Origin of the sequence: Streptomyces sp. NPDC055243 (assembly GCF_044544025.1) — a bacterium.
GTDB lineage: Bacteria > Actinomycetota > Actinomycetes > Streptomycetales > Streptomycetaceae > Streptomyces.
In genome coordinates this window covers 143,632-162,594 of sequence record NZ_JBITWR010000020.1, presented here as the reverse complement: position 1 = coordinate 162,594, position 18,963 = coordinate 143,632, and the positions used below count along the sequence as shown (strand labels likewise).

General features: G+C 70.6%; 14 protein-coding genes. 8 read left to right on the top strand and 6 right to left on the bottom strand.

Going from position 1 to position 18,963, the window contains the following annotated elements; genetic code table 11:
• Nucleotides 1-451: 451 nt before the first annotated feature.
• Both ACIGXX_RS38545 and ptsP read left to right on the top strand, forming a co-directional pair.
• The gene (locus ACIGXX_RS38545) at nt 452-901 is read left to right on the top strand and encodes a PTS glucose transporter subunit IIA (protein WP_399982992.1); all 450 of its coding nucleotides are present in this window, start codon (nt 452-454) and stop codon (nt 899-901) included.
• 77 nt (nt 902-978) lie between these two features.
• A complete protein-coding gene (gene ptsP, locus ACIGXX_RS38540; protein ID WP_351168873.1) occupies nt 979-2,649 on the top strand; it encodes a phosphoenolpyruvate--protein phosphotransferase in 1,671 nt (556 codons plus the stop codon).
• A gap of 58 nt (nt 2,650-2,707) precedes the next feature.
• Here the strand turns inward: ptsP and ACIGXX_RS38535 are convergent, their stop codons facing one another.
• Both ACIGXX_RS38535 and ACIGXX_RS38530 read right to left on the bottom strand, forming a co-directional pair.
• The gene (locus ACIGXX_RS38535) at nt 2,708-3,601 is read right to left on the bottom strand and encodes a hypothetical protein (RefSeq protein ID WP_361463404.1); all 894 of its coding nucleotides are present in this window, start codon (nt 3,599-3,601) and stop codon (nt 2,708-2,710) included.
• 76 nt (nt 3,602-3,677) lie between these two features.
• Nucleotides 3,678-5,660, bottom strand: coding sequence for an acetoacetate--CoA ligase (locus tag ACIGXX_RS38530; protein WP_351168869.1), 1,983 nt, complete (start codon nt 5,658-5,660; stop codon nt 3,678-3,680).
• A gap of 213 nt (nt 5,661-5,873) precedes the next feature.
• Between ACIGXX_RS38530 and ACIGXX_RS38525 the strand changes: the two genes are divergently transcribed.
• On the top strand, nt 5,874-8,264 hold the full coding sequence (locus ACIGXX_RS38525) for a glycoside hydrolase family 31 protein (RefSeq protein ID WP_399982987.1): 2,391 nt from the start codon (nt 5,874-5,876) through the stop codon (nt 8,262-8,264).
• Here the strand turns inward: ACIGXX_RS38525 and ACIGXX_RS38520 are convergent.
• On the bottom strand, nt 8,255-8,788 hold the full coding sequence (locus ACIGXX_RS38520) for an NUDIX domain-containing protein (RefSeq protein ID WP_351168865.1): 534 nt from the start codon (nt 8,786-8,788) through the stop codon (nt 8,255-8,257). The genes ACIGXX_RS38525 and ACIGXX_RS38520 overlap by 10 nt on opposite strands.
• A 73-nt stretch (nt 8,789-8,861) precedes the next feature.
• On the opposite strand from ACIGXX_RS38520, the gene ACIGXX_RS38515 reads away from it, so the two are divergent.
• From ACIGXX_RS38515 to glpK, 5 genes are all read left to right on the top strand, one after another.
• A complete protein-coding gene (locus ACIGXX_RS38515; RefSeq protein ID WP_399982983.1) occupies nt 8,862-9,668 on the top strand; it encodes a M15 family metallopeptidase in 807 nt (268 codons plus the stop codon).
• A gap of 102 nt (nt 9,669-9,770) precedes the next feature.
• Nucleotides 9,771-10,196, top strand: a complete 426-nt coding sequence (locus tag ACIGXX_RS38510) for a zinc ribbon domain-containing protein (protein WP_366464734.1) — start codon at nt 9,771-9,773, stop codon at nt 10,194-10,196.
• A complete protein-coding gene (locus ACIGXX_RS38505; RefSeq protein WP_351168861.1) occupies nt 10,193-11,383 on the top strand; it encodes a lipid-transfer protein in 1,191 nt (396 codons plus the stop codon). The genes ACIGXX_RS38510 and ACIGXX_RS38505 overlap by 4 nt, the downstream gene beginning before the upstream one ends.
• 405 nt (nt 11,384-11,788) lie before the next feature.
• Nucleotides 11,789-12,544, top strand: a complete 756-nt coding sequence (locus tag ACIGXX_RS38500; protein WP_351168859.1) for an MIP/aquaporin family protein — start codon at nt 11,789-11,791, stop codon at nt 12,542-12,544.
• Between the two features lie 24 nt (nt 12,545-12,568).
• Entirely contained in the window at nt 12,569-14,089 is a 1,521-nt protein-coding gene (gene glpK, locus ACIGXX_RS38495; protein WP_351168857.1) for a glycerol kinase GlpK, read from the top strand.
• 120 nt (nt 14,090-14,209) lie between these two features.
• On the opposite strand, the gene ACIGXX_RS38490 is transcribed toward glpK, so the two are convergent.
• From ACIGXX_RS38490 to ACIGXX_RS38480, 3 genes are read right to left on the bottom strand one after another with little or no spacing between them, the layout of a single operon-like run.
• A complete protein-coding gene (locus ACIGXX_RS38490; RefSeq protein ID WP_351168855.1) occupies nt 14,210-14,815 on the bottom strand; it encodes an ATP/GTP-binding protein in 606 nt (201 codons plus the stop codon).
• Nucleotides 14,796-18,530 carry a hydantoinase B/oxoprolinase family protein gene (locus ACIGXX_RS38485; protein ID WP_399982976.1) on the bottom strand — a complete coding sequence of 1,245 codons (3,735 nt, stop codon included), beginning with the start codon at nt 18,528-18,530 and terminating at the stop codon, nt 14,796-14,798. The genes ACIGXX_RS38490 and ACIGXX_RS38485 overlap by 20 nt, the downstream gene beginning before the upstream one ends.
• Before the next feature lie 23 nt (nt 18,531-18,553).
• The gene (locus ACIGXX_RS38480) at nt 18,554-18,958 is read right to left on the bottom strand and encodes a DUF742 domain-containing protein (RefSeq protein ID WP_190084953.1); all 405 of its coding nucleotides are present in this window, start codon (nt 18,956-18,958) and stop codon (nt 18,554-18,556) included.
• Nucleotides 18,959-18,963: the final 5 nt, after the last annotated feature.

The following is an 18,963-nucleotide window of genomic DNA, read 5'->3' as shown; positions in this document are numbered from 1 at the left end:
CGCTTCCCTTCGGTGTTTCTTTGTTTCTGTTCTTGCGTTTCCGACTCTATCAGACTCTTTCGTGTCCGATTTTCCTCGGTGCCTTTCAGGTTTCCACTCCGGCCTTTCGGCTTTCGCGTTTCCCTTTCCGGCGAGTCCAAACACTACCAGGTCATTTTCGACTCCCTGACCACTCGTCTGCGAGCACGCAGAAGCTGACCCAGGGATTAGGATCTGACTTGATAGATGCCGCCGAGTCCGGACGCTTGACCGCGTCGCTTGCCTCAGGCAGGAGTCCGACTGTACATGGGGCGTTGGGCGGGCGCAAATCGTTTGTGCAGTGCCCCTACTCAGTCATCCGGGACCTCTCGCGCGGAACCGGGACTTTTTATGACTTACTCTTCTGAACAGTGCGTCGTCCAGGACAGGTAGTGACGGCGGCTACGACTCTCCACCCCCTGGGAGGCTTGCCATGACCAGCGTGACGTCCCCGCTTGCCGGACGCGCCATTGGGCTCTCCGCAGTACCGGACCCCGTCTTCTCCGGCGCGATGGTCGGACCGGGTACCGCCGTCGACCCCGCGCGTGAGCCCTCCGAGGCTGTCGCCCCCGTCGACGGCATCATCGTCTCGCTTCACCCCCATGCCTTCGTCGTCGTGGACGACCAGGGACACGGTGTGCTGACGCACCTGGGCATCGACACCGTCCAGCTCAACGGCGAGGGCTTCGAGCTGCTCGTCAACAAGGGTGACACCGTGCAGCGCGGTCAGTCCATCGTGCGCTGGAACCCCGCGGACGTCGAGGCGGCCGGCAAGTCTCCGATCTGCCCGATCGTGGCGCTGGAGGCCACTGCCGAGTCCCTCTCCGGTCTCGTGGAGGATGGTGACGTCAAGGCTGGGGACTCTCTCTTCAGCTGGCAGTGACGTCATCGCCGTCCCTGACGGCAGGTACGACATCCACCGCGGCGGCTGGGCCCGTCGCTCTATCGGAGACGGGTGAAATGGAGACAACGCTGCGAGGCGTCGGCGTGAGCCACGGGGTGGCGATCGGCGAAGTTCGGCACATGGGGACGGCGGTGCTCGAGCCGCCGGCCAAGCAGATTCCCGCGGAGGAAGCAGAGCGCGAACAGGGGCGTGCTCGCCAGGCGGTGGAAGCTGTGGCTGCCGATCTCAATGCGCGCGGCAACCTGGCCGGCGGCGAGGCACAGCACGTGCTCGAGGCGCAGGCCATGATCGCCCAGGACCCCGAGCTCATGGCCGACGTCGACCGGCGCGTCACCGTCGGCAGCTCCGCGGAGCGCGCGATCTACGACGCGTTCTCGCACTACCGCGAGCTGCTCGCGGGCGCCGGCGAGTACATGGCCGGTCGCGTCGCCGACCTTGACGACGTGCGGAATCGTATCGTCGCCCGTCTGCTGGGCGTTCCGATGCCCGGTGTTCCGGACAGCGACGAGCCCTACGTCCTGATCGCGCGTGACCTGGCTCCGGCGGACACCGCCCTGCTGGACCCCGCGCTGGTGCTCGGCTTCGTCACCGAGGAGGGCGGGCCGACCAGTCACAGCGCGATTCTCGCGCGGGCGCTCGGTGTGCCTGCCATCGTCGCTCTGCCGGGTGCCGGTGAGCTGGCCGAGGGCACCGTTGTCGCTGTCGACGGCAGCACCGGTGAGATCTTCGTCGAGCCGAGTGCGGAGAAGCGCAGTCAGCTGGAGGCTTCGGCTGCCGCGCGCAAGGCCGCGCTCGCCGCTTCGACCGGTCCCGGTGCGACGTCCGACGGTCACAAGGTGCCGCTGCTCGCCAACGTCGGCGGTCCCGCGGATGTGCCGGCCGCGGTGGAGGCCGGGGCCGAGGGTGTCGGTCTGTTCCGGACCGAGTTCCTCTTCCTCGACGACAGCAGCAAGGCGCCGTCGGAGGAGAAGCAGGTCGAGGCGTACCGCAAGGTGCTCGAGGCCTTCCCCGAGGGTCGCGTCGTCGTGCGTGTCCTTGATGCGGGTGCCGACAAACCGCTCGACTTCCTGACGCCCGGCGATGAGCCGAACCCGGCGCTGGGTGTGCGCGGGCTGCGCTCGCTTCTCGAGCACCCCGATGTGCTGCGTACGCAGCTGACGGCGCTGGCCAAGGCCGTGGAGGGGCTGCCGGTCTACCTCGAGGTCATGGCGCCGATGGTCGCCGACCGCATCGACGCCAAGGCGTTCGCCGACGCGTGCCGCGAGGCGGGGCTTCAGGCCAAGTTCGGTGCCATGGTGGAGATTCCTTCGGCCGCGCTGCGAGCGCGCTCGATTCTCCAGGAGGTCGAGTTCCTCTCGCTCGGCACCAACGACCTGGCGCAGTACGCCTTCGCGGCGGACCGTCAGGTGGGCGCTGTGTCCCGGCTCCAGGACCCGTGGCAGCCCGCGCTGCTCGACCTGGTCGCGCTGTCCGCCGATGCGGCAAGGGCAGAGGGCAAGAGCTGTGGTGTGTGTGGCGAGGCGGCGTCCGACCCGCTGCTCGCTTGTGTGCTGACCGGTCTCGGCGTCACCTCCCTTTCGATGGGTGCGGCGTCCATTCCCTACGTGCGGGCGACGCTGGGCAAGTACACGCTGGCCCAGTGCGAGCGTGCGGCGGCCGCGGCGCGTGCCGCGGACAGCGCCGAGGACGCCCGGAAGGCCGCGCAGGCGGTTCTGTCCGGCGAGTAGCAGGAACCAGCTGTGTGAGGGGCGCTCCATCCGATCCGGGTGGGGCGCCCCTCGGCGTTCAGTGCCGGTGTCCTCCTTCGGGTCCGTCGGTCCCGATGGGTGGTGCGGCGCAGTAGTCGACGCCGGATTCCGGGGCGACCAGGTCCCCTGACGCCGCGTCGGTGCAGTAGGCGTCGAAGACTTCGGCCGCGGTGAGGGGCAGCAGTCGCTCGCCGTGCAGGCGCCAGCCCTGGACGCGGTCGGGCCTGCCCTCCGCGGTGGTGCGCATGACCAGGCCTGCGGCGCTGCGGGTGGCGATCCCTACCGCGAGGACCGTGGTGAACTCCAGGGCCTCGGTCTCGTCGAGTTCCGCGTTGCCCTCGGCGTCCTGTGCCGCGTGCAGGGCGGCGAGGAGTGTCTCCGGGGCGGCGGGCACGCTGCAGACGAGGTGGCGGGTGCCGGGGCCGGAGGTGTCCAGCAGCAGGACGAGCAGGTCCGCGGCCCGGCTGAAGGCGGTTCGGCCGATGTCCTCGCCGCATACCGCGCAGGTGCCGAGGCGGGCCAGGAGCATCGTCGCGTACTCCCAGGTGGCCCGGCGGACCGCCTCGTCGACGAGGTCGGGGAGCAGGTCGGAGAGGGGCCGGCCGTCGTACGGGACGGTGGGTCCGGTGGCCGACAGCTCCGCGGTGAAGCGGGTGCGGCTGGCCGGGGCGTCGGGGTCAAGGCCGGTCTCGGCGCAGTACTCCTCGTACTCCTCGGGGTCGAAGAGGGCGACGGTGGTGTGTCCGCCCTCGGACGCGAGCGACCTGAGGAGCCCTTCGGCCTGCCGGAGATAGGCCTGGTGGTCGTCGAAGGTGAAGGTGCGGTAGCGGCGCATCGCCGCGAAGTCTTCCTCGTCGGCCAACAGGCCGATGGTGCCGGCGACTTCGCGGCGCAGTGCGCGTCGCATGGTGGTGTGTTGCGTGCGAGCCATGATTCCCCCTGCGGTCCGTCGATCAATGCTCACTCAGAGTAATGGCGAGCACTGACAACGGCGGCTGGGCGGGAGGTCAGGAGCGCTTGCGGGCCAACTCCTCGTAGAAGCGGAGCAGGTCGAGGTTGTCCACCGAGCCGGGGTTGACCGCCTTGTCCAGTGCGGTGCCCTGGAGCAGCCGCTTGACCGGGACCTCGATGCGCTTGCCGGTGAGGGTGTGCGGGATGCCGGGGACTTCGATGACCTCGTCGGGGACGTGGCGCGGGGAGAGCTGTGCGCGGATCGTCTGCTTGATGCGGTCGCGGAGGCCGTCGTCGAGGGTGGCGCCGGGGGCGAGGTGGATGAACAGCGGCATCCAGTAGCCGCCGTCGGGCTGTTCCACGCCGATGACGAGGGATTCGCGGATCTCGGGGAGGCGTTCGACGGCTTCGTAGATGTCGGCCGAACCCATGCGTACGCCTTGGCGGTTGAGCGTGGAGTCGGAACGGCCGTGGATGACGACCGAGCCGTGCGAGGTCACGGTGATCCAGTCGCCGTGGCGCCAGACGCCGGGGTAGGTGTCGAAGTAGCTGTCGTGGTAGCGGCTGCCGTCCGGGTCGTTCCAGAAGTGGATCGGCATGGACGGCATCGGGTTGGTGACCACGAGTTCGCCGACCTCGTCGATGAGGGGCTTGCCCTGGGGGTCCCAGGCCTGCAGGTCGGTGCCGAGGCCGGGTGCCTGGAGCTCGCCGATGTGGACGGGCAGGGTGGGGACGGCTCCGGCGAAGCAGGAGCAGACGTCCGTGCCGCCGCTGACCGAGGCCATCCACAGGCCGCCGGGGGTGTCCTCGAACTCGTCGTGCAGCCAGCGGAATCCGTCGGGCGGGAGCGGGGAGCCGGTGGTGGCGACGCACTGGACGGTCGAGAGGTCGAAGTCGCGGGCCGGGTGCACGTCGGCCTTGCGGCAGGCCATGACGTACGCCGCCGATGTGCCGAAGAGCGTTGCCTTCGTACGCTCGGCGATGCGCCACTGGGCGCCGGTGTCGGGATAGCCGGGGCTGCCGTCGTACAGGACGATCGTGGTGCCCGTGAGGAGGCCGGAGACGAGGAAGTTCCACATCATCCAGCCGGTGGACGTGTACCAGAAGAACCGGTCCTCGGGGCCCAGATCGCAGTGCAGGCCGAGCTGCTTGAGGTGTTCGACCAGGATGCCGCCCTGGGACTGGACGATGGCCTTGGGCAGGCCGGTCGTGCCGGACGAGTAGAGCACCCACAGCGGGTGGTCGAAGGGGACCGGCTCGAAGACGGGTGCCGTGTCCGACGCGGTGAGGGCGTCCCATTCCAGGGCGCCTTCGGGGGCTTCGGTGCCGAGCAGCGGGATGTGGACGACGGCGCGCAGGGTGGGCAGTTCGCGGCGCAGCTCGGCGACGGCGTCGCGGCGGTCGTGCTCCTTGCCGCCGTAGCGGTAGCCGTCGACGGTGAACAGGACGACCGGTTCGACCTGCTGGAAGCGGTCGAGGACGCTGCGTGCGCCGAAGTCGGGGGCGCATGAGGTCCAGACGGCGCCGACGGCCGCGGTGGCCAGGAGGGCGACGACGGCCTGCGGGATGTTCGGGACGTAGCCGCTGACGCGGTCTCCGGGGCGTACGCCGAGGGTGCGCAGCTCTGCCGCCAGGGAGCCGACCTGGCGGCGCAGCTCGCCCCAGGTCACGGTGGCCGGCTCGTGGGTCTCGTCGACATGGAGGAGGGCCGGGTCGCCCGCGCGCGTGGGGTCCTCGGCGGCGCGCAGTGCGTGTTCGGCGTAGTTGAGCGTAGCTCCGGGGAACCATTCGGCGCCCGGCATCGAGCGGTCGCCTAGTACGCGCGCGTAGGGCGTGGAGAACCGTACGTCGAACCAGTCGGTCACCGCTTTCCAGAACGTGTCCAGTTCGTCCACGGACCAGCGGTGCAATGCCGCGTAGCCGCCGTCGGCGGGTGCTCCGTGCTGCTCGGCGGCCCATGCCTGGAACCGCGTGATCTGCGCGGCGGCGATCCGTTCCTGGTCGGGCTGCCAGAGCGGTGAGGGGTTCGCTGAGGACATGGGGCGGCTCCCGGGCTTTACGCGTCGTATGCGTGTGGGTGCGCGCGTGCTGGTTGTGCGCGCGACACGGCTGACAAGGACGATGCCACGTGATCGATTTCGACACCAGGGCGTGCCTCACACAGTCGGCGTGGCGACTATGTGCCGTCACCCCAGGTGAACGGGAGTTGAACGATCCACACGCGCGGCTTCTTCGGTGGCAGGGTGAGCAGCATGAACGGTCGTGACCTGGTGCGTTCGATGAAGGCGGTCAGCTTGGTCGGTACGGCGCAAGGGTTGCGTGCGGTGCGGTCCTCTTGGCGCAGGCGACGGGTGGACGCCGTCGGGCTCGCCCCCCGGGGTGCCGAGCGGGCGCGGGTGCCCGGCCCGATGACGGGTGTGGAGCCGGGGCCCGGGGGCGGAGTGGTGCGGTTCGCCCGTTCCGAGCTGCGGGTGCGGGTGACGACGGGCGGGGCCATTTTCTGGGGCTGGGACGGCGCGGAGCCCGACCCTTCGTACGCGCTCGTCAGCGGGAGCCCCGAGGCGGACCCGCGGGCCGTCCTCGAGCCCGACAAGGAGGGCGGCTGGCGGGTGGTGTCGGAGCGGGCGACGGTGGTCGTCTCGCGGTTCGGCGCCGTGGAGCTGCGGACGCCCGGCGGTCTGACGCTGCGCCGGGATCTGCCGCCGCGCTGGTGGGAGCCGTTGGACGGGGGCGCGGCACGCTGGTTTCAGCGTTCGCAAGTGGCGGCGGACGCGCGGTTCTTCGGGCTCGGGGGACGCGCGCGGGGGCCCCGGCTGCGGAACGGGACGTACCGCCTGTGGAACACCGATCCGGGAGGTTCGTTCGGGCCCGGTGACGGCCCCTTGTACATCACCATGCCCGTGCAGCTCGTGGTGGCCGACGCCGGCTCTCATCTGGTGTTCCACGACAACACGTGGGACGGCACCGTGGCGGTGCGCGAGGGCGAGGAGGGTGCGGGGTCCGGGCACGACAGGGCGGGTTCGTGCGAGGTGCGCATGGACGGCGGGCCGCTGCGGTGCTGGGTCGTGGTGGGCACCCCCGCGCGCGTGCTGCACACCTGGGCCTCGCTCACCGGGCCGCCCGCGCTGCCTCCCGCGTGGGCGCTCGGGCACCATCACGCGCGGTGGGGGTTCGGCGGTGAGCAGGAGGTGCGGCGGATCGTGGCGGGCTACCGGGAGCGGGGGCTGCCGCTGGACGCCGTGCATCTGGACATCGATCACTACGAAGCGCACCAGGTGTTCACCGTCGACAAGGAGACCTATCCCCACTTGCCGCAGCTGGCCGACGAGTTGCTCCAGGGCGGCGTGCGGCTGGTGTCGATCGTGGACCCGGCGGTGAAGGCCGAGCCCGGCAACGAGGTCTACGACAGCGGCAGGGCGACGGACGCCTTCGTGCGGGATGCCGCGGGGCGGACGGTGCACGGGGTCGTCTGGCCCGGGCAGGAGGTGTACCCCGATTTCACGGACGCGCGGGTGCGGGCATGGTGGGGCGGTCTCTACAAGGAGCGGCTCGCCCAGGGGTTCGCCGGGTTCTGGCACGACATGAACGAGCCGGTGTCCTTCGCCGCCTTCGGGGAGCCGACGCTGCCCCGCTCGGCCCGGCACGCGCTGGAGGGACGCGGCGGTGACCACCGCGAGGCACACAACGTGTACGGCCTCGGCATGGCCCGTGCCGGGTACGAAGGGCTGTGCGAACTGCACCCTCAGGAGAGGCCGTTTGTGTTCTCACGCTCCGGGTGGGCGGGAATGCAGCGCTACGGAGGGACGTGGTCCGGGGATGTGGCCACGGGGTGGCCCGGTCTGCGGGCGTCCCTCTCGCTGGTGCTCGGCCTGGGGCTGTGCGGCGTGCCGTACTCGGGGCCCGATGTGGGCGGGTTCGACGGCAGCCCGTCGCCGGAGCTGTATCTGCGCTGGTTCCAGCTCGGGGCGTATCTGCCCCTGTTCCGTACGCACGCCTCGCTGCGGGCCGGGCGCAGGGAGCCCTGGGAGTTCGGTCCCGATGTGCTGGAGCACGCGCGCGTGGCGCTCGTCGAACGCCGGCGGCTGCTGCCGTACTTCGTGACGCTGGCGCATCTGGCGCGGCGTACGGGTACGCCGTACGTGCGGCCCTTGTGGTGGGGCAATCCGGAGGACCGGGCGCTGCGGGACTGCGAGGACGCGTTTCTGCTCGGGGACTGTCTCCTTGTGGCGCCCGTGTTCGAGCAGGGGGCCGTTCGCCGTACGGTGCGGCTGCCGCCGGGCCGGTGGTACGACACGGTGACCGGCCGGGCGTACGAGGGGCCTGCCCGGGTTCTCCTGGAGGCCCCCCTCTCCCGTATCCCGGTGCTCGCGCGGGCCGGCGCGGTGCTGCCGGTGCGGGGAGCCGACGGCAGCCTCGAGCTGGAGGTGTGGGCGCCGGCTCCGGGACGCACGGGGGGCGGCCTGGTGGTCAGGGACGCGGGTGACGGGTGGGAGCAGCCGGAGATCGAGCGGTTCGCCGCGCGGTGGGCCGACGGGCGGGTGGTGGTGGAGCGGGACGGCCGGGCCTCCGAGGGCGCCGAGGAGACCTCGGAGGAGGTCGGGCTGCGGGTGACGGTGCGGGGACTGCCGCAGCGTCAGATGTAGCGCCCTTCGAACCAGGCGCGCACCACCAAGGTGTGCAGGGGGAAAGCGAGTTCGGCCGGGCGGTGCAGCAGGTGCCAGCCTTCGGTCTCGTCCGTCGGGGCGGGGTCCGGCAGCTCGGCGGCCGGGCGCTCGGGCAGCATCCCGAAGAGCAGCAGGTAGCCGTCGGGTGCGCTGAGCGCCTCCGCGAGGCGGACGTCGCGGCCGGCCGCGCTGATGCCGGTCTCTTCCTTGAGCTCGCGGACGACGGCGTCCCGCCAGTCCTCCCGGTCGTCGATGAATCCTCCGGGCAGGGCCACTCCCCCGCGCGCGGGAGCGATGGACCGGGTCACGACGACCAGGGCGGTGCCCTGGGTGTCGTACACGGGCTGCAGCGCCACCGCGACGGGCAGCGGATTGCGGTGGGCCACCGTGCCGCAGGCTGCACAGGTGCGGGGCCAGGCGGAAAGGTGGTCCCCGTAGGGAGCCCCGCAGGTCGAACAGTGGGAGCCTGCGGCGGGTTCGGCGTGGTGCTGGGATGCGGACACGCCGCGGACTGTATCCGATCACCGCGGCGACGGTCTTTCCCTCCGGGGCCGGTTCCTGATAGATGCAGGGTTCATGACAGGACTTGTCCCCGCCCTGCGGAATCTCGCCGTCGCCGCGACCGCTCTGATCGCCGTGGCCGCCGTCCCCGTGCCCGCCCACGCCAAGCCCGAACCCAAGGCCCCCGACGGGTTCGTGGCGTTGCGCGACGTCGACCCGACGATCATCCAGGAGATGCGTTACTTCACGCCGCACAACTTCGTGGGTGAGCCCATCGACGGCTACAAGAAGCCGATGTGCATCCTGACGGTGCCGGCGGCGAAGGCCCTGCACAAGGCCCAGCGCACACTGCTGCGCAAGGGCTACTCCCTGAAGGTGTACGACTGTTACCGGCCGCAGCGGGCCGTCGACCAGTTCGTGAGCTGGGCCGAGGATCTCGGCGACGTACGCATGAAGGCGGAGTTCTATCCCCATGTCGACAAGTCGCGGCTGTTCGAGGACGGTTACATCGCGGCGAAGTCCGGGCACAGCCGCGGCTCGACGCTCGATCTGACGGTCGTGAAACTGCCCGCCCTGCCGACGCGTCCATACATCCCCGGAGAGCCGCTCACCCCCTGCTTCGGGCCCAAGAGCGAGCGGTTCCCGGACAACTCCGTGGACATGGGGACGGGCTTCGACTGTTTCGACACCCTCTCCCACACGGACGATCCCCGGATCACCGGCAAGCAGCGTGCCAACCGGGATCTGCTGCGGGGCACGCTGACCAAGGTGGGATTCGTCAACCTCCCTGAAGAGTGGTGGCACTTCACCTACAAGCCCGAGCTCTTCCCTGACACCTACTTCGACTTCCCCGTGGCGCGCCGCTCGCTGAACGGGAAGTAGCGGGCGCCGCGCTACTGACGCGATCCGGTTGCCCGTGGCACACTTCTGACGTTCCGTCAGATCCAGTGTCGTGGAGGAGCCTTGTCGCGTACGCGTACTCCCGTGGTGGCCGACTGGTTCGCCGGGGAGGGAGACAACTTCCGCCTTCTGGGCACACGCTGCTCGGCCTGCGCCAGTGTCTTCTTCCCCCGCGAGGACGGCTTCTGTCGCAATCCCGGCTGCTCGGGCGGTGACCTCGACGAGGTGCCGCTCTCCCCGCGCGGCCGCGTCTGGTCGTACACGGACAGCCGCTACCGGCCCCCCGCGCCCTATGTTTCCGACCCGGAACTTCCCTGGCAGCCCTACGCGTTGATCGCTGTGGAGCTGGAGGCGGAGCGCATGGTGGTGCTCGGCCAGGCGGTTGCGGGAGTGACCGTCGCCGATCTGGAGATCGGCATGGAGGTGGAGATCGTGCCCGGCGTGCTCGACGAGGACGCCGAGACGACGTGGACGACGTGGTACTGGCGGCCGGTGGGGGTGGGCGCATGACCAGCGAAGTGGCGGTGCTCGGCGCGGGCATGCACCCCTGGGGCAAGTGGGGCCGGAGTTTCGTCGAGTACGGCACGGCGGCGGCCCGCGCGGCGCTCGCCGACGCCGGGGTGGACTGGCGCGACGTGGGTTCGATCGTCGGCGCGGACACGGTGCGCGGCGGCTATCCGGGGTACGTGGCGGGGGCGACGTTCGCCAAGGCCCTGGGCTGGCAGGGCGCACGGGTCGCGAGTGTGTACGCGGCATGCGCGTCCGGGGCACAGGCGATCAACACGGCACGCGCGCAGATCCTCGCGGGCCTCGCCGATGTCGTCCTGGTGGTCGGGGCGGACGCCGCGCCCAAGGGGTTCTTCCGGCCCGCGGGAGGCGACCGGCACGACGACCCCGACTGGCTGCGGTTCCGCGTCCTCGGCGCCACCAACCCCACGTACTTCGGCCTGTACGCACGCCGCAGGATGGCGGTGCACGGCGACACCCTGGAGGACTTCGCCCAGGTCAAGGTGAAGAACGCGGCGTCGGGGGCGCTCAATCCGAACGCCCGCTACCGAAAGACCGTCACCGCCGACGAGGTGGCCGCGTCGGCCGTCGTCGCCGACCCCTTGCGGCTGCTCGACATCTGCGCGACCTCCGACGGGGCGGCGGCGCTCGTGCTCTCCAGCATGGAGTTCGCCCGGAGGCACGGCGCGACGGACCCCGTGCGCATCCGGGCCGTGTCCACGGTGACGCCGACGTATCCGACCACCGTCCTGGACCTGCCGGACATCGCCACGGACTCCGCGGCCGCCGTGCCGCCTGCCGACGAGACGTTCCGCGCCTCCATCGCGCGCGCGGCGTACGAAGAAGCGGGCATCGGGCCCGACGAGCTCTCCTTCGCGGAGGTCTACGACCTGTCCACCGCGCTCGAACTGCAGTGGTACGAGGACCTGGGGCTCTGCGGCGAGGGAGAGGGGGCCAAGCTGCTGCGGGAGGGGGCGACCGCTCCGGGCGGACGCATACCGGTCAACCCCAGTGGCGGACTCGCCTCCTTCGGAGAGGCCGTTCCCGCGCAGGCCATCGCCCAAGTGTGCGAACTCACCTGGCAGTTGAGAGGGGCGGCCGGGGCGCGGCAGGTGGCGGGGGCGCGTGCGGGGATCACCGCGAACCAAGGCCTCTTCGGGCACGGATCCTCGGTCGTCGCCGTGCGCTGAGCCGTGCGCCGAGTCCCGGCAGGGCCCTTCGCGGCCCGTCACGGGGGAAGACCGGGGTGCGTCGCGGGGGAAGCGCTCACGCCGGTTAACCGTTGCCGTCCGCGACCTTGACGCTCCATCACCACCGGTGAACACTTCCGGTGTCAGTCGGCATCGCCGCACTTCGGCTCCGCGCCATTCAGGGCCCCTGTACGCGCGAAGGGTCCGTACGAAGGACCTGTTCAGCGGGTCATCCCCCTCTGGGCGATTCGACTGCGACGGCACGCTCGCCATGGAAGCCGGGCGGGGCGCGGGACACCCCTGCCTTCGGCTGAAGTCACCGGGCACAGCCAGGCAGTAGTCGTGGAACGCACCCAGCACGGAGTACCGGGGCCACCCGCCCCGGGCGAGGCCCTAGGAGCCGCCATGTACTCGAATGGGGACATCTTCGTCGGTGAGATCATCGGCACCGCGATCCTGATTCTCTTGGGCGCCGGCGTATGCGCCGCCGTCACCCTGAACCATTCGAAGGCGAAAGCCTCCGGATGGGTCGTCATCGCCTTCGGATGGGGCTTCGGCGTGCTCGCGGGCGCCTACACGGCCGGTCCTCTCTCCGGTGGCCACCTCAACCCCGCCGTCACGCTCGGCATCGCGATCGACACCGAGGAGTGGGGCAAGGTCTGGGTCTATCTGCTCGGGCAGATGGTCGGCGCGATGCTCGGCGCCGTACTCGCGTATCTCGTGTACTACGCGCAGTTCAACGCCAACGTCACCCGGAGCGTCAAGGACAAGGTGACCAGCGCGCACGAGCCGACGCCGACGCTCGGCATCTTCTCGACCATCCCGGAGATCCGTAACCCGGTCGCCAACCTCGTCACGGAGATCATCGCGACCATCGCCCTGGTGCTGCCCATCCTCGCCTTCGGGCTCACCAAGGGACTCGGCGAGTCCGGTACGCAGACACTGATCGTGGCGTTCCTGGTCGTCGGCATCGGCCTCTCGCTCGGCGGGCCGACCGGCTATGCCATCAACCCGGCCCGCGACCTGGGCCCGCGCATCGTGCACACGTTCCTGCCGATCCCGAACAAGGGGACGTCCGACTGGAGTTACGCCTGGATCCCCGTGGCCGGGCCCCTGATCGGCGGAGCGCTCGCAGGTCTCATCTACAACGCAGCCTTCTGACTCAAGCTGACTCAAGGGGTAGCCATGCCGGACAACTCCGAGAAGTTCGTCGCCGCCATCGACCAGGGCACCACCTCCAGCCGCTGCATCATCTTCAACCACGCGGGCGAGATCGTCGCCGTCGACCAGCGCGAACACCGCCAGATCTTCCCCAAGCCGGGCTGGGTGGAGCACGACGCCACCGAGATCTGGTCCAAGGTGCAGGCCGTGGTCGCGGGAGCGATCGCCAAGGCCGGACTCCGTGCCGACCAGGTCAGCGCCCTTGGCATCACCAACCAGCGCGAGACGACCGTCCTGTGGGACCGCGCCACGGGCAAGCCCGTGCACAACGCGATCGTCTGGCAGGACACCCGCACGGCGGCGCTCTGCAACGAACTGGGCGGCGCGGACGGCCAGGACAGGTTCCGGGAGCAGACCGGGCTGCCCCTCGCGAGTTACTTCTCCGGGCCCAAGGCGGCCTGGCTGCTCGACAACGTGCCCGGGCTGCGGGCCCGCGCCGAGCGCGGCGAGATCGCCTTCGGCACCATCGACTCCTGGCTGATCTGGAACCTCACCGGCGGCACGGCCGGCGGCGTGCACGTCACGGACGTCACCAACGCCGGGCGCACCATGCTGATGAACCTGGCCACTCTCCAGTGGGACCAGTCGATCCTGGCCGCGATGAACGTCCCCGAGGCGATTCTCCCCGAGATCAGGTCGTCGGCCGAGGTCTACGGCACGGCGGTCGGCCAGCTCTCCGGCGTGCCGGTCGCCTCCGCCCTCGGCGACCAGCAGGCGGCCATCTTCGGGCAGGCCTGCTACGAGACGGGGACGGCCAAGAACACGTACGGAACCGGCAGTTTCCTGTTGCTCAACACCGGTAACCGGCCCGTCCCCTCGAAGAACGGGCTGCTGACCACGATGGGCTACAAGATCGGCTCCGACGCGCCCGTCTACTGCCTCGAAGGGGCGATCGCCATCACCGGGGCGCTCGTGCAGTGGTTCCGCGACCAGCTCGGCATCATCCGCAGCGCCGACGAGATCGAGCCCCTGGCCGCGAGCGTGGAGGACAACGGCGGGGCGTACATCGTGCCCGCGTTCTCCGGCCTCTTCGCGCCCTACTGGCGCTCGGACGCGCGCGGCGTCGTCACCGGACTCACCCGGTACGTCACCAAGGCGCACCTGGCGCGTGCCGTCCTGGAGGCGACGAGCTGGCAGACCCGCGAGGTCGTCGACGCCATGTACCAGGACTCCGGGGTGCAGCTGCGGACCCTGAAGGTGGACGGCGGCATGACCAAGAACAATCTGCTGATGCAGCACCAGGCGGATGTCCTGGGGGTGCCGGTGATCCGGCCGAAGGTCTCCGAGACGACGTGTCTGGGCGCCGCGTACGCCGCCGGGCTCGCGACCGGCGTGTGGAACGACCTCGACGAGCTGAAGGCGCACTGGCAGCAGGACGTCGAGTGGACTCCGGTGATGGACACGGAAACGCGCGAGCGCGGGTTCCACGACTGGCACAAGGCGGTGGAGCGAAGCTTCGGCTGGCACGAGGACGGCGGGAGCTGAGCCGAGCGCCGGGTCGAGGATGACCACGGCCCGTACCCCGGTCGGCGGGGGTACGGGCCGTGGCTCTTCCGCGTTCACGCGTTCACGCGGACATCGGTCGTGCGGACATCGGTCGTGCGGTCACGTGGTCGCGGGCTCCCTGGCCGCCGCGGCGGTCGCCATCGCGTGCTGGACCACTCCGATGAGCACTTCCTTGACGGACTGCCGCTCGCGCGCGTCGCACATCACCACGGGGACGCCGGGGTCGAGGTCGAGCGCCTGGCGCACGGCGTCCGCGGGGTACCGGGACGCGCCCTCGAAGCAGTTGACGCCGACGACGAAGGGTATGGAGCGGCGTTCGAAGTAGTCGACGGCCGCGAAGCAGTCCTCCAGGCGGCGGGTGTCGGCGAGGACCACGGCACCGAGCGCTCCGGTGGCCAGCTCGTCCCAGAGGAACCAGAAGCGGTCCTGGCCCGGGGTGCCGAAGACGTAGAGGACCAGGTCCTCGCGGAGCGTGATCCGGCCGAAGTCCATGGCCACGGTGGTGGTGTGCTTGCCCGAGACGCCGCTGGTGTCGTCGACCGGGCGGCCCGCCTCGCTGAGCAGCTCCTCGGTGCGCAGCGGTTTGATCTCGCTGACGGCGCCGACGAGGGTCGTCTTGCCCACGCCGAAGCCGCCCGCCACCAGGATCTTCAGCGTGACCGGCTCGACGGGGGCCTTGCCGCGCTCAGAACGCTTGAAGATCATCGCTCGCTACTCCTGGATCAGTTGCTTCGGGGGTTTCGCTTGTTTCGGGGGTTGCGTTTGTTGCGGAGGTTCCGCTTGTTTCACTGCCGGCGCGCGGGGCCGGGCCGTATCCGCCGCCGCCCGGGGTCTCGATCACGAGTACGTCGCCTGGGCCCGCGTCCGCGAAGTCGCTGCCGTCCAGCGCCTGGACACTGCCGTCGGCGCGCTCCACGCGGTTGGCACCGAGCGCACCGGGGCTGCCGCCCGCCATGCCGTACGGCGCCACCTTGCGGTGCTGCGAGAGCGTGGACACCGTCATCGGCTCGCGGAAGCGGATGCGGCGCACCGCCCCGTCCCCGCCGCGCCACGTCCCGGTGCCGCCGCTGCCCCGGCGCACCGCGAACTCCTCGAGGAGCACCGGCAGGCGCCATTCGAGCACTTCGGGGTCGGTGAGCCGGGAGTTGGTCATGTGGGTCTGGACGACGGACGCCCCGTCGAAGCCGTCGCCCGCTCCGGACCCCGACGCCACCGTCTCGTAGTACTGATGGCGGTCGTTCCCGAAGGTCACGTTGTTCATCGTCCCTGAGCCCTCGGCCTGGACGCCCAGGGCGCCGTAGAGCGCGCCGGTGATCGCCTGCGAGGTCTCGACGTTCCCGGCGACGACGGCGGCGGGCGGCTCGGGCGCCAGCAGGGAGCCCGGCGGCACGACGATGTGCAGCGGGCGCAGACAGCCGTCGTTGAGCGGGATGTCCTCGGCCACCAGGGTGCGGAAGACGTAGAGGACCGCGGCGTTGACCACCGCGAAGGGCGCGTTGAAGTTCGTGGCGAGCTGGGGGGACGTACCGGTGAAGTCGATGGTCGCCGAGCGGGCTTCGCGGTCCACCGAGACGCGGACCCGGATGACGGCCCCCGAGTCGGTTGGATAAGCGAACTCGCCCTCTTCAAGGGCGTCGATGACGCGGCGTACCGCTTCTTCGGCGTTGTCCTGGACGTGCCTCATGTACGCCTGGACGACGTCGAGCCCGAAGTTCTCGATCATGCGGGCGACTTCGTCGACGCCCTTCTGGTTGGCGGCGATCTGGGCGCGCAGGTCGGCGAGGTTGGTGGCCGGGTTGCGGGAGGGGTAGGGGGCGTCGGTCAGCAGGCTCAGGGTCTCGGGTTCACGGAAGCGGCCGCCCTCCACGAGGAGCCAGTTGTCGAAGAGGATGCCTTCCTCCTCGATGGTGCGGCTGTTCGCCGGCATGGAGCCGGGGGCGATGCCGCCGATCTCCGCGTGGTGGCCGCGCGAGGCCACGTAGAAGAGGATGCGCTCCCCCGGGGTGTCGAACACCGGGGTGATGACGGTGACGTCCGGGAGGTGGGTCCCCCCGTGATACGGGTCGTTGACCGCGTACGTGTCGCCGGGGCGCATCGTGCTGCCGCGGCGCTGGATCACCTCCTTCACGCTGGTGCCCATCGAACCCAGGTGCACGGGGATGTGCGGGGCGTTGGCGACGAGGTTGCCGTCCGGGTCGAAGAGCGCGCAGGAGAAGTCGAGCCGCTCCTTGATGTTGACCGACTGGGCCGTGGACTCCAGGCGGGCGCCCATCTGTTCGGCGATCGACATGAAGAGGTTGTTGAAGACTTCGAGCAGGACGGGGTCGGCCTCGGTGCTCGCGGCGGAACCCTCGGGCACCGCCACCCGTTCCATGACCAGGTGTCCCTCGCCCGTCATGGCCGCCTGCCAGCCGTCGTCCACGACCGTCGTGGCGCTGGCCTCGGTGATGATCGCGGGTCCGGCGACGGTCTCGCCGGGCGGCAGCTCCTCGCGGCGGTGCAGGAGCACGTCACGCCAGGTTCCGCCGGTGTGCAGGCTGACGGTCCGCGGGGTGCCTCGGCGCGTGTCGCCGGCGAGCACGGACAGGTCGGGCTGCTCGGTCAGGCCGGTGGCCTCCACGGACAGCGCCTCGACGACGACGGGGCGGTCCAGGGTGAAGGAGTAGGTGGTGCGGTGGCGTTCCTCGAAGACGCGGATCATGCGGTCCGGCTCGGTGAGCTCCACGGTGAGCGTGGTGTCGGTGCCGTCGTAGCGCAGTTGGGCACGGCGCGTGACGCGGATGCGGTCCTCGGGCACGTCCTCGGCGAGGAGTTCGGCGCGGGCCGCCGCCTCCAGGTCGTCGGCGGTCTTCAGGACGCGCGGCATCGCGGACGGTTCGAGGCGGGCCTCCACGGACTGCTCGCGCATCGCGGTGGTGTCGGCGAGGCCGATGCCGAGCGCGGAGAGCACGCCTGCCATCGGCGGTACGAGGACGGTGCGGATGCCGAGCGAGTCGGCGACCATGCAGGCGTGCTGGCCGCCCGCGCCGCCGAACGTGGTGAGGGCGTAGCGGGTGACGTCGTGGCCCTTCTGGACCGAGATGCGCTTGACGGCGGCCGCGATGTTGGCGACCGCGATCTGCAGATAGCCCTCGGCGACCTGTTCCGGGGTGCGGTCGTCGCCGGTGCGCTCCCTGATGTCGCGGGCCAGCTCGGCGAAGCGGTCGCGCACGAGTGTCTCGTCGAGCGGCTGGTCGCCGCCAGGACCGAAGACGCGGGGGAAATGGCCGGGTTGGATGCGCCCGAGAGCGACGTTGGCGTCCGTGACCGTGAGCGGGCCGCCACCGCGGTAGCTCGCCGGTCCGGGAGTGGCGCCCGCCGAGTCGGGGCCCACGCGGTAGCGGCTGCCGTCGAAGTGCAGCACCGAGCCGCCGCCCGCCGCGACGGTGTGGATGTCCAGCATCGGCGCGCGCAGCCGCACGCCCGCGATCTGCGTGGTGAACACCCGCTCGTACTCACCCGCGTAGTGCGACACGTCCGTGGACGTGCCGCCCATGTCGAAGCCGATGACACGGTCGAAGCCCGCGCGGTGCGACATGCGGGCCATGCCGACGATGCCGCCTGCGGGCCCGGACAGGATCGCGTCCTTGCCGCGGAACTGGCCCGCTTCGGTCAGGCCGCCGTTCGACTGCATGAACATCAGCCGCACGCCGCGCAGTTCGTCGGCGACGTGCTGGACATAGCGGTGCAGGACGGGCGACAGATAGGCGTCGACGACCGCCGTGTCCCCGCGCGGGACCAGCTTCATCAGCGGGCTGACCTCGCTGGAGAGCGAGACCTGGGGGAAGCCGGTGCGTACGGCCAGTTCGGCGATCGCCCGCTCGTGGGCGGGGTGCAGATGGCTGTGCACGCAGACCACCGCGACGGCCCGGATGCCGTCTTCGTAGGCCTGGCGCAGCGGCCCGGCGAGCTGCTCCAGGTCGGGCGCCCGCAAGACGTCGCCCTCGGCGGTGACCCGCTCGTCGGCCTCGATGACCCGGTCGTACAGGAGCTCCGGCAGGACGATCTCGCGGGCGAAGATGTGGGGGCGGTTCTGGTAGGCGATGCGTAAGGCGTCGCCGAAGCCGCGGGTGATCACCAGGGCGGTGGGCTCGCCCTTGCGCTCCAGGAGGGCGTTGGTGGCGACGGTGGTGCCCATGCGGACGACGTCGACGGGCATGTTCGCCGTGTCGGCGTCGACCGCCACGCCCGCGCCCGCCGTGTCGTCGGCGACGCCGGGAGCGGCGCCCAGGAGTTCACGGATGCCCGCGACGGCCGCGTCCGCGTAGCGGGCCGGGTTGTCCGACAGGAGTTTGTGCGTGAGCAGACGCCCGTCGGGGCGCCGCGCGACGATGTCCGTGAAGGTGCCGCCCCTGTCGACCCAGAACTGCCAGCCAGTCACGTCTCTCCCCGCTTCCGCGCTGTTCAGAGCGCCCGGAGGCCGTTGATCACGTCGCGCAGAATACTCTCGTCCGGCAGTTCCGCGGGGGGTACGGGACGTGTCACGTGCACCAGTTCGTCGTCGACCAGATCGCCGATGAGGACGCGGATCACGCCGATCGGAAGGTCCAGCTCGGCCGCCAGTTCGGCGACCGACTGGGGGCTGTCACGGCAGAGCCCGACGATGTCCACGTGCTCCGGGGACAGCGTCCGGTCCGCCTCCGGGTCACCGGCGCGGGCCTCCGCGATGACGACCGCGATCAGATCGAGCCGGTGCTGGGCCGGACTGGTGGTCCGGCCCCGCGTCATGGCGTACGGCCGCACCACGGGCCCGGCGTCGTCGTCGAACCAGCGATGCGTCCCCTGTGTCCCCTGACCGTCTTCGCTCATACCCT

What these genes read in the sequence shown, in the direction of transcription:
- ACIGXX_RS38505 (WP_351168861.1), top strand. Translation starts at nt 10,193, where the DNA reads ATGACCAGCGAAGTGGCGGTGCTCGGCGCGGGCATGCACCCCTGGGGC.
- ACIGXX_RS38515 (WP_399982983.1), top strand. Translation starts at nt 8,862, where the DNA reads ATGACAGGACTTGTCCCCGCCCTGCGGAATCTCGCCGTCGCCGCGACC.
- glpK (WP_351168857.1), top strand. Translation starts at nt 12,569, where the DNA reads ATGCCGGACAACTCCGAGAAGTTCGTCGCCGCCATCGACCAGGGCACC.
- ACIGXX_RS38525 (WP_399982987.1), top strand. Translation starts at nt 5,874, where the DNA reads ATGAACGGTCGTGACCTGGTGCGTTCGATGAAGGCGGTCAGCTTGGTC.
- ACIGXX_RS38500 (WP_351168859.1), top strand. Translation starts at nt 11,789, where the DNA reads ATGTACTCGAATGGGGACATCTTCGTCGGTGAGATCATCGGCACCGCG.
- ptsP (WP_351168873.1), top strand. Translation starts at nt 979, where the DNA reads ATGGAGACAACGCTGCGAGGCGTCGGCGTGAGCCACGGGGTGGCGATC.
- ACIGXX_RS38535 (WP_361463404.1), bottom strand. Translation starts at nt 3,601, where the DNA reads ATGGCTCGCACGCAACACACCACCATGCGACGCGCACTGCGCCGCGAA.
- ACIGXX_RS38490 (WP_351168855.1), bottom strand. Translation starts at nt 14,815, where the DNA reads ATGATCTTCAAGCGTTCTGAGCGCGGCAAGGCCCCCGTCGAGCCGGTC.
- ACIGXX_RS38545 (WP_399982992.1), top strand. Translation starts at nt 452, where the DNA reads ATGACCAGCGTGACGTCCCCGCTTGCCGGACGCGCCATTGGGCTCTCC.
- ACIGXX_RS38530 (WP_351168869.1), bottom strand. Translation starts at nt 5,660, where the DNA reads ATGTCCTCAGCGAACCCCTCACCGCTCTGGCAGCCCGACCAGGAACGG.
- ACIGXX_RS38480 (WP_190084953.1), bottom strand. Translation starts at nt 18,958, where the DNA reads ATGAGCGAAGACGGTCAGGGGACACAGGGGACGCATCGCTGGTTCGAC.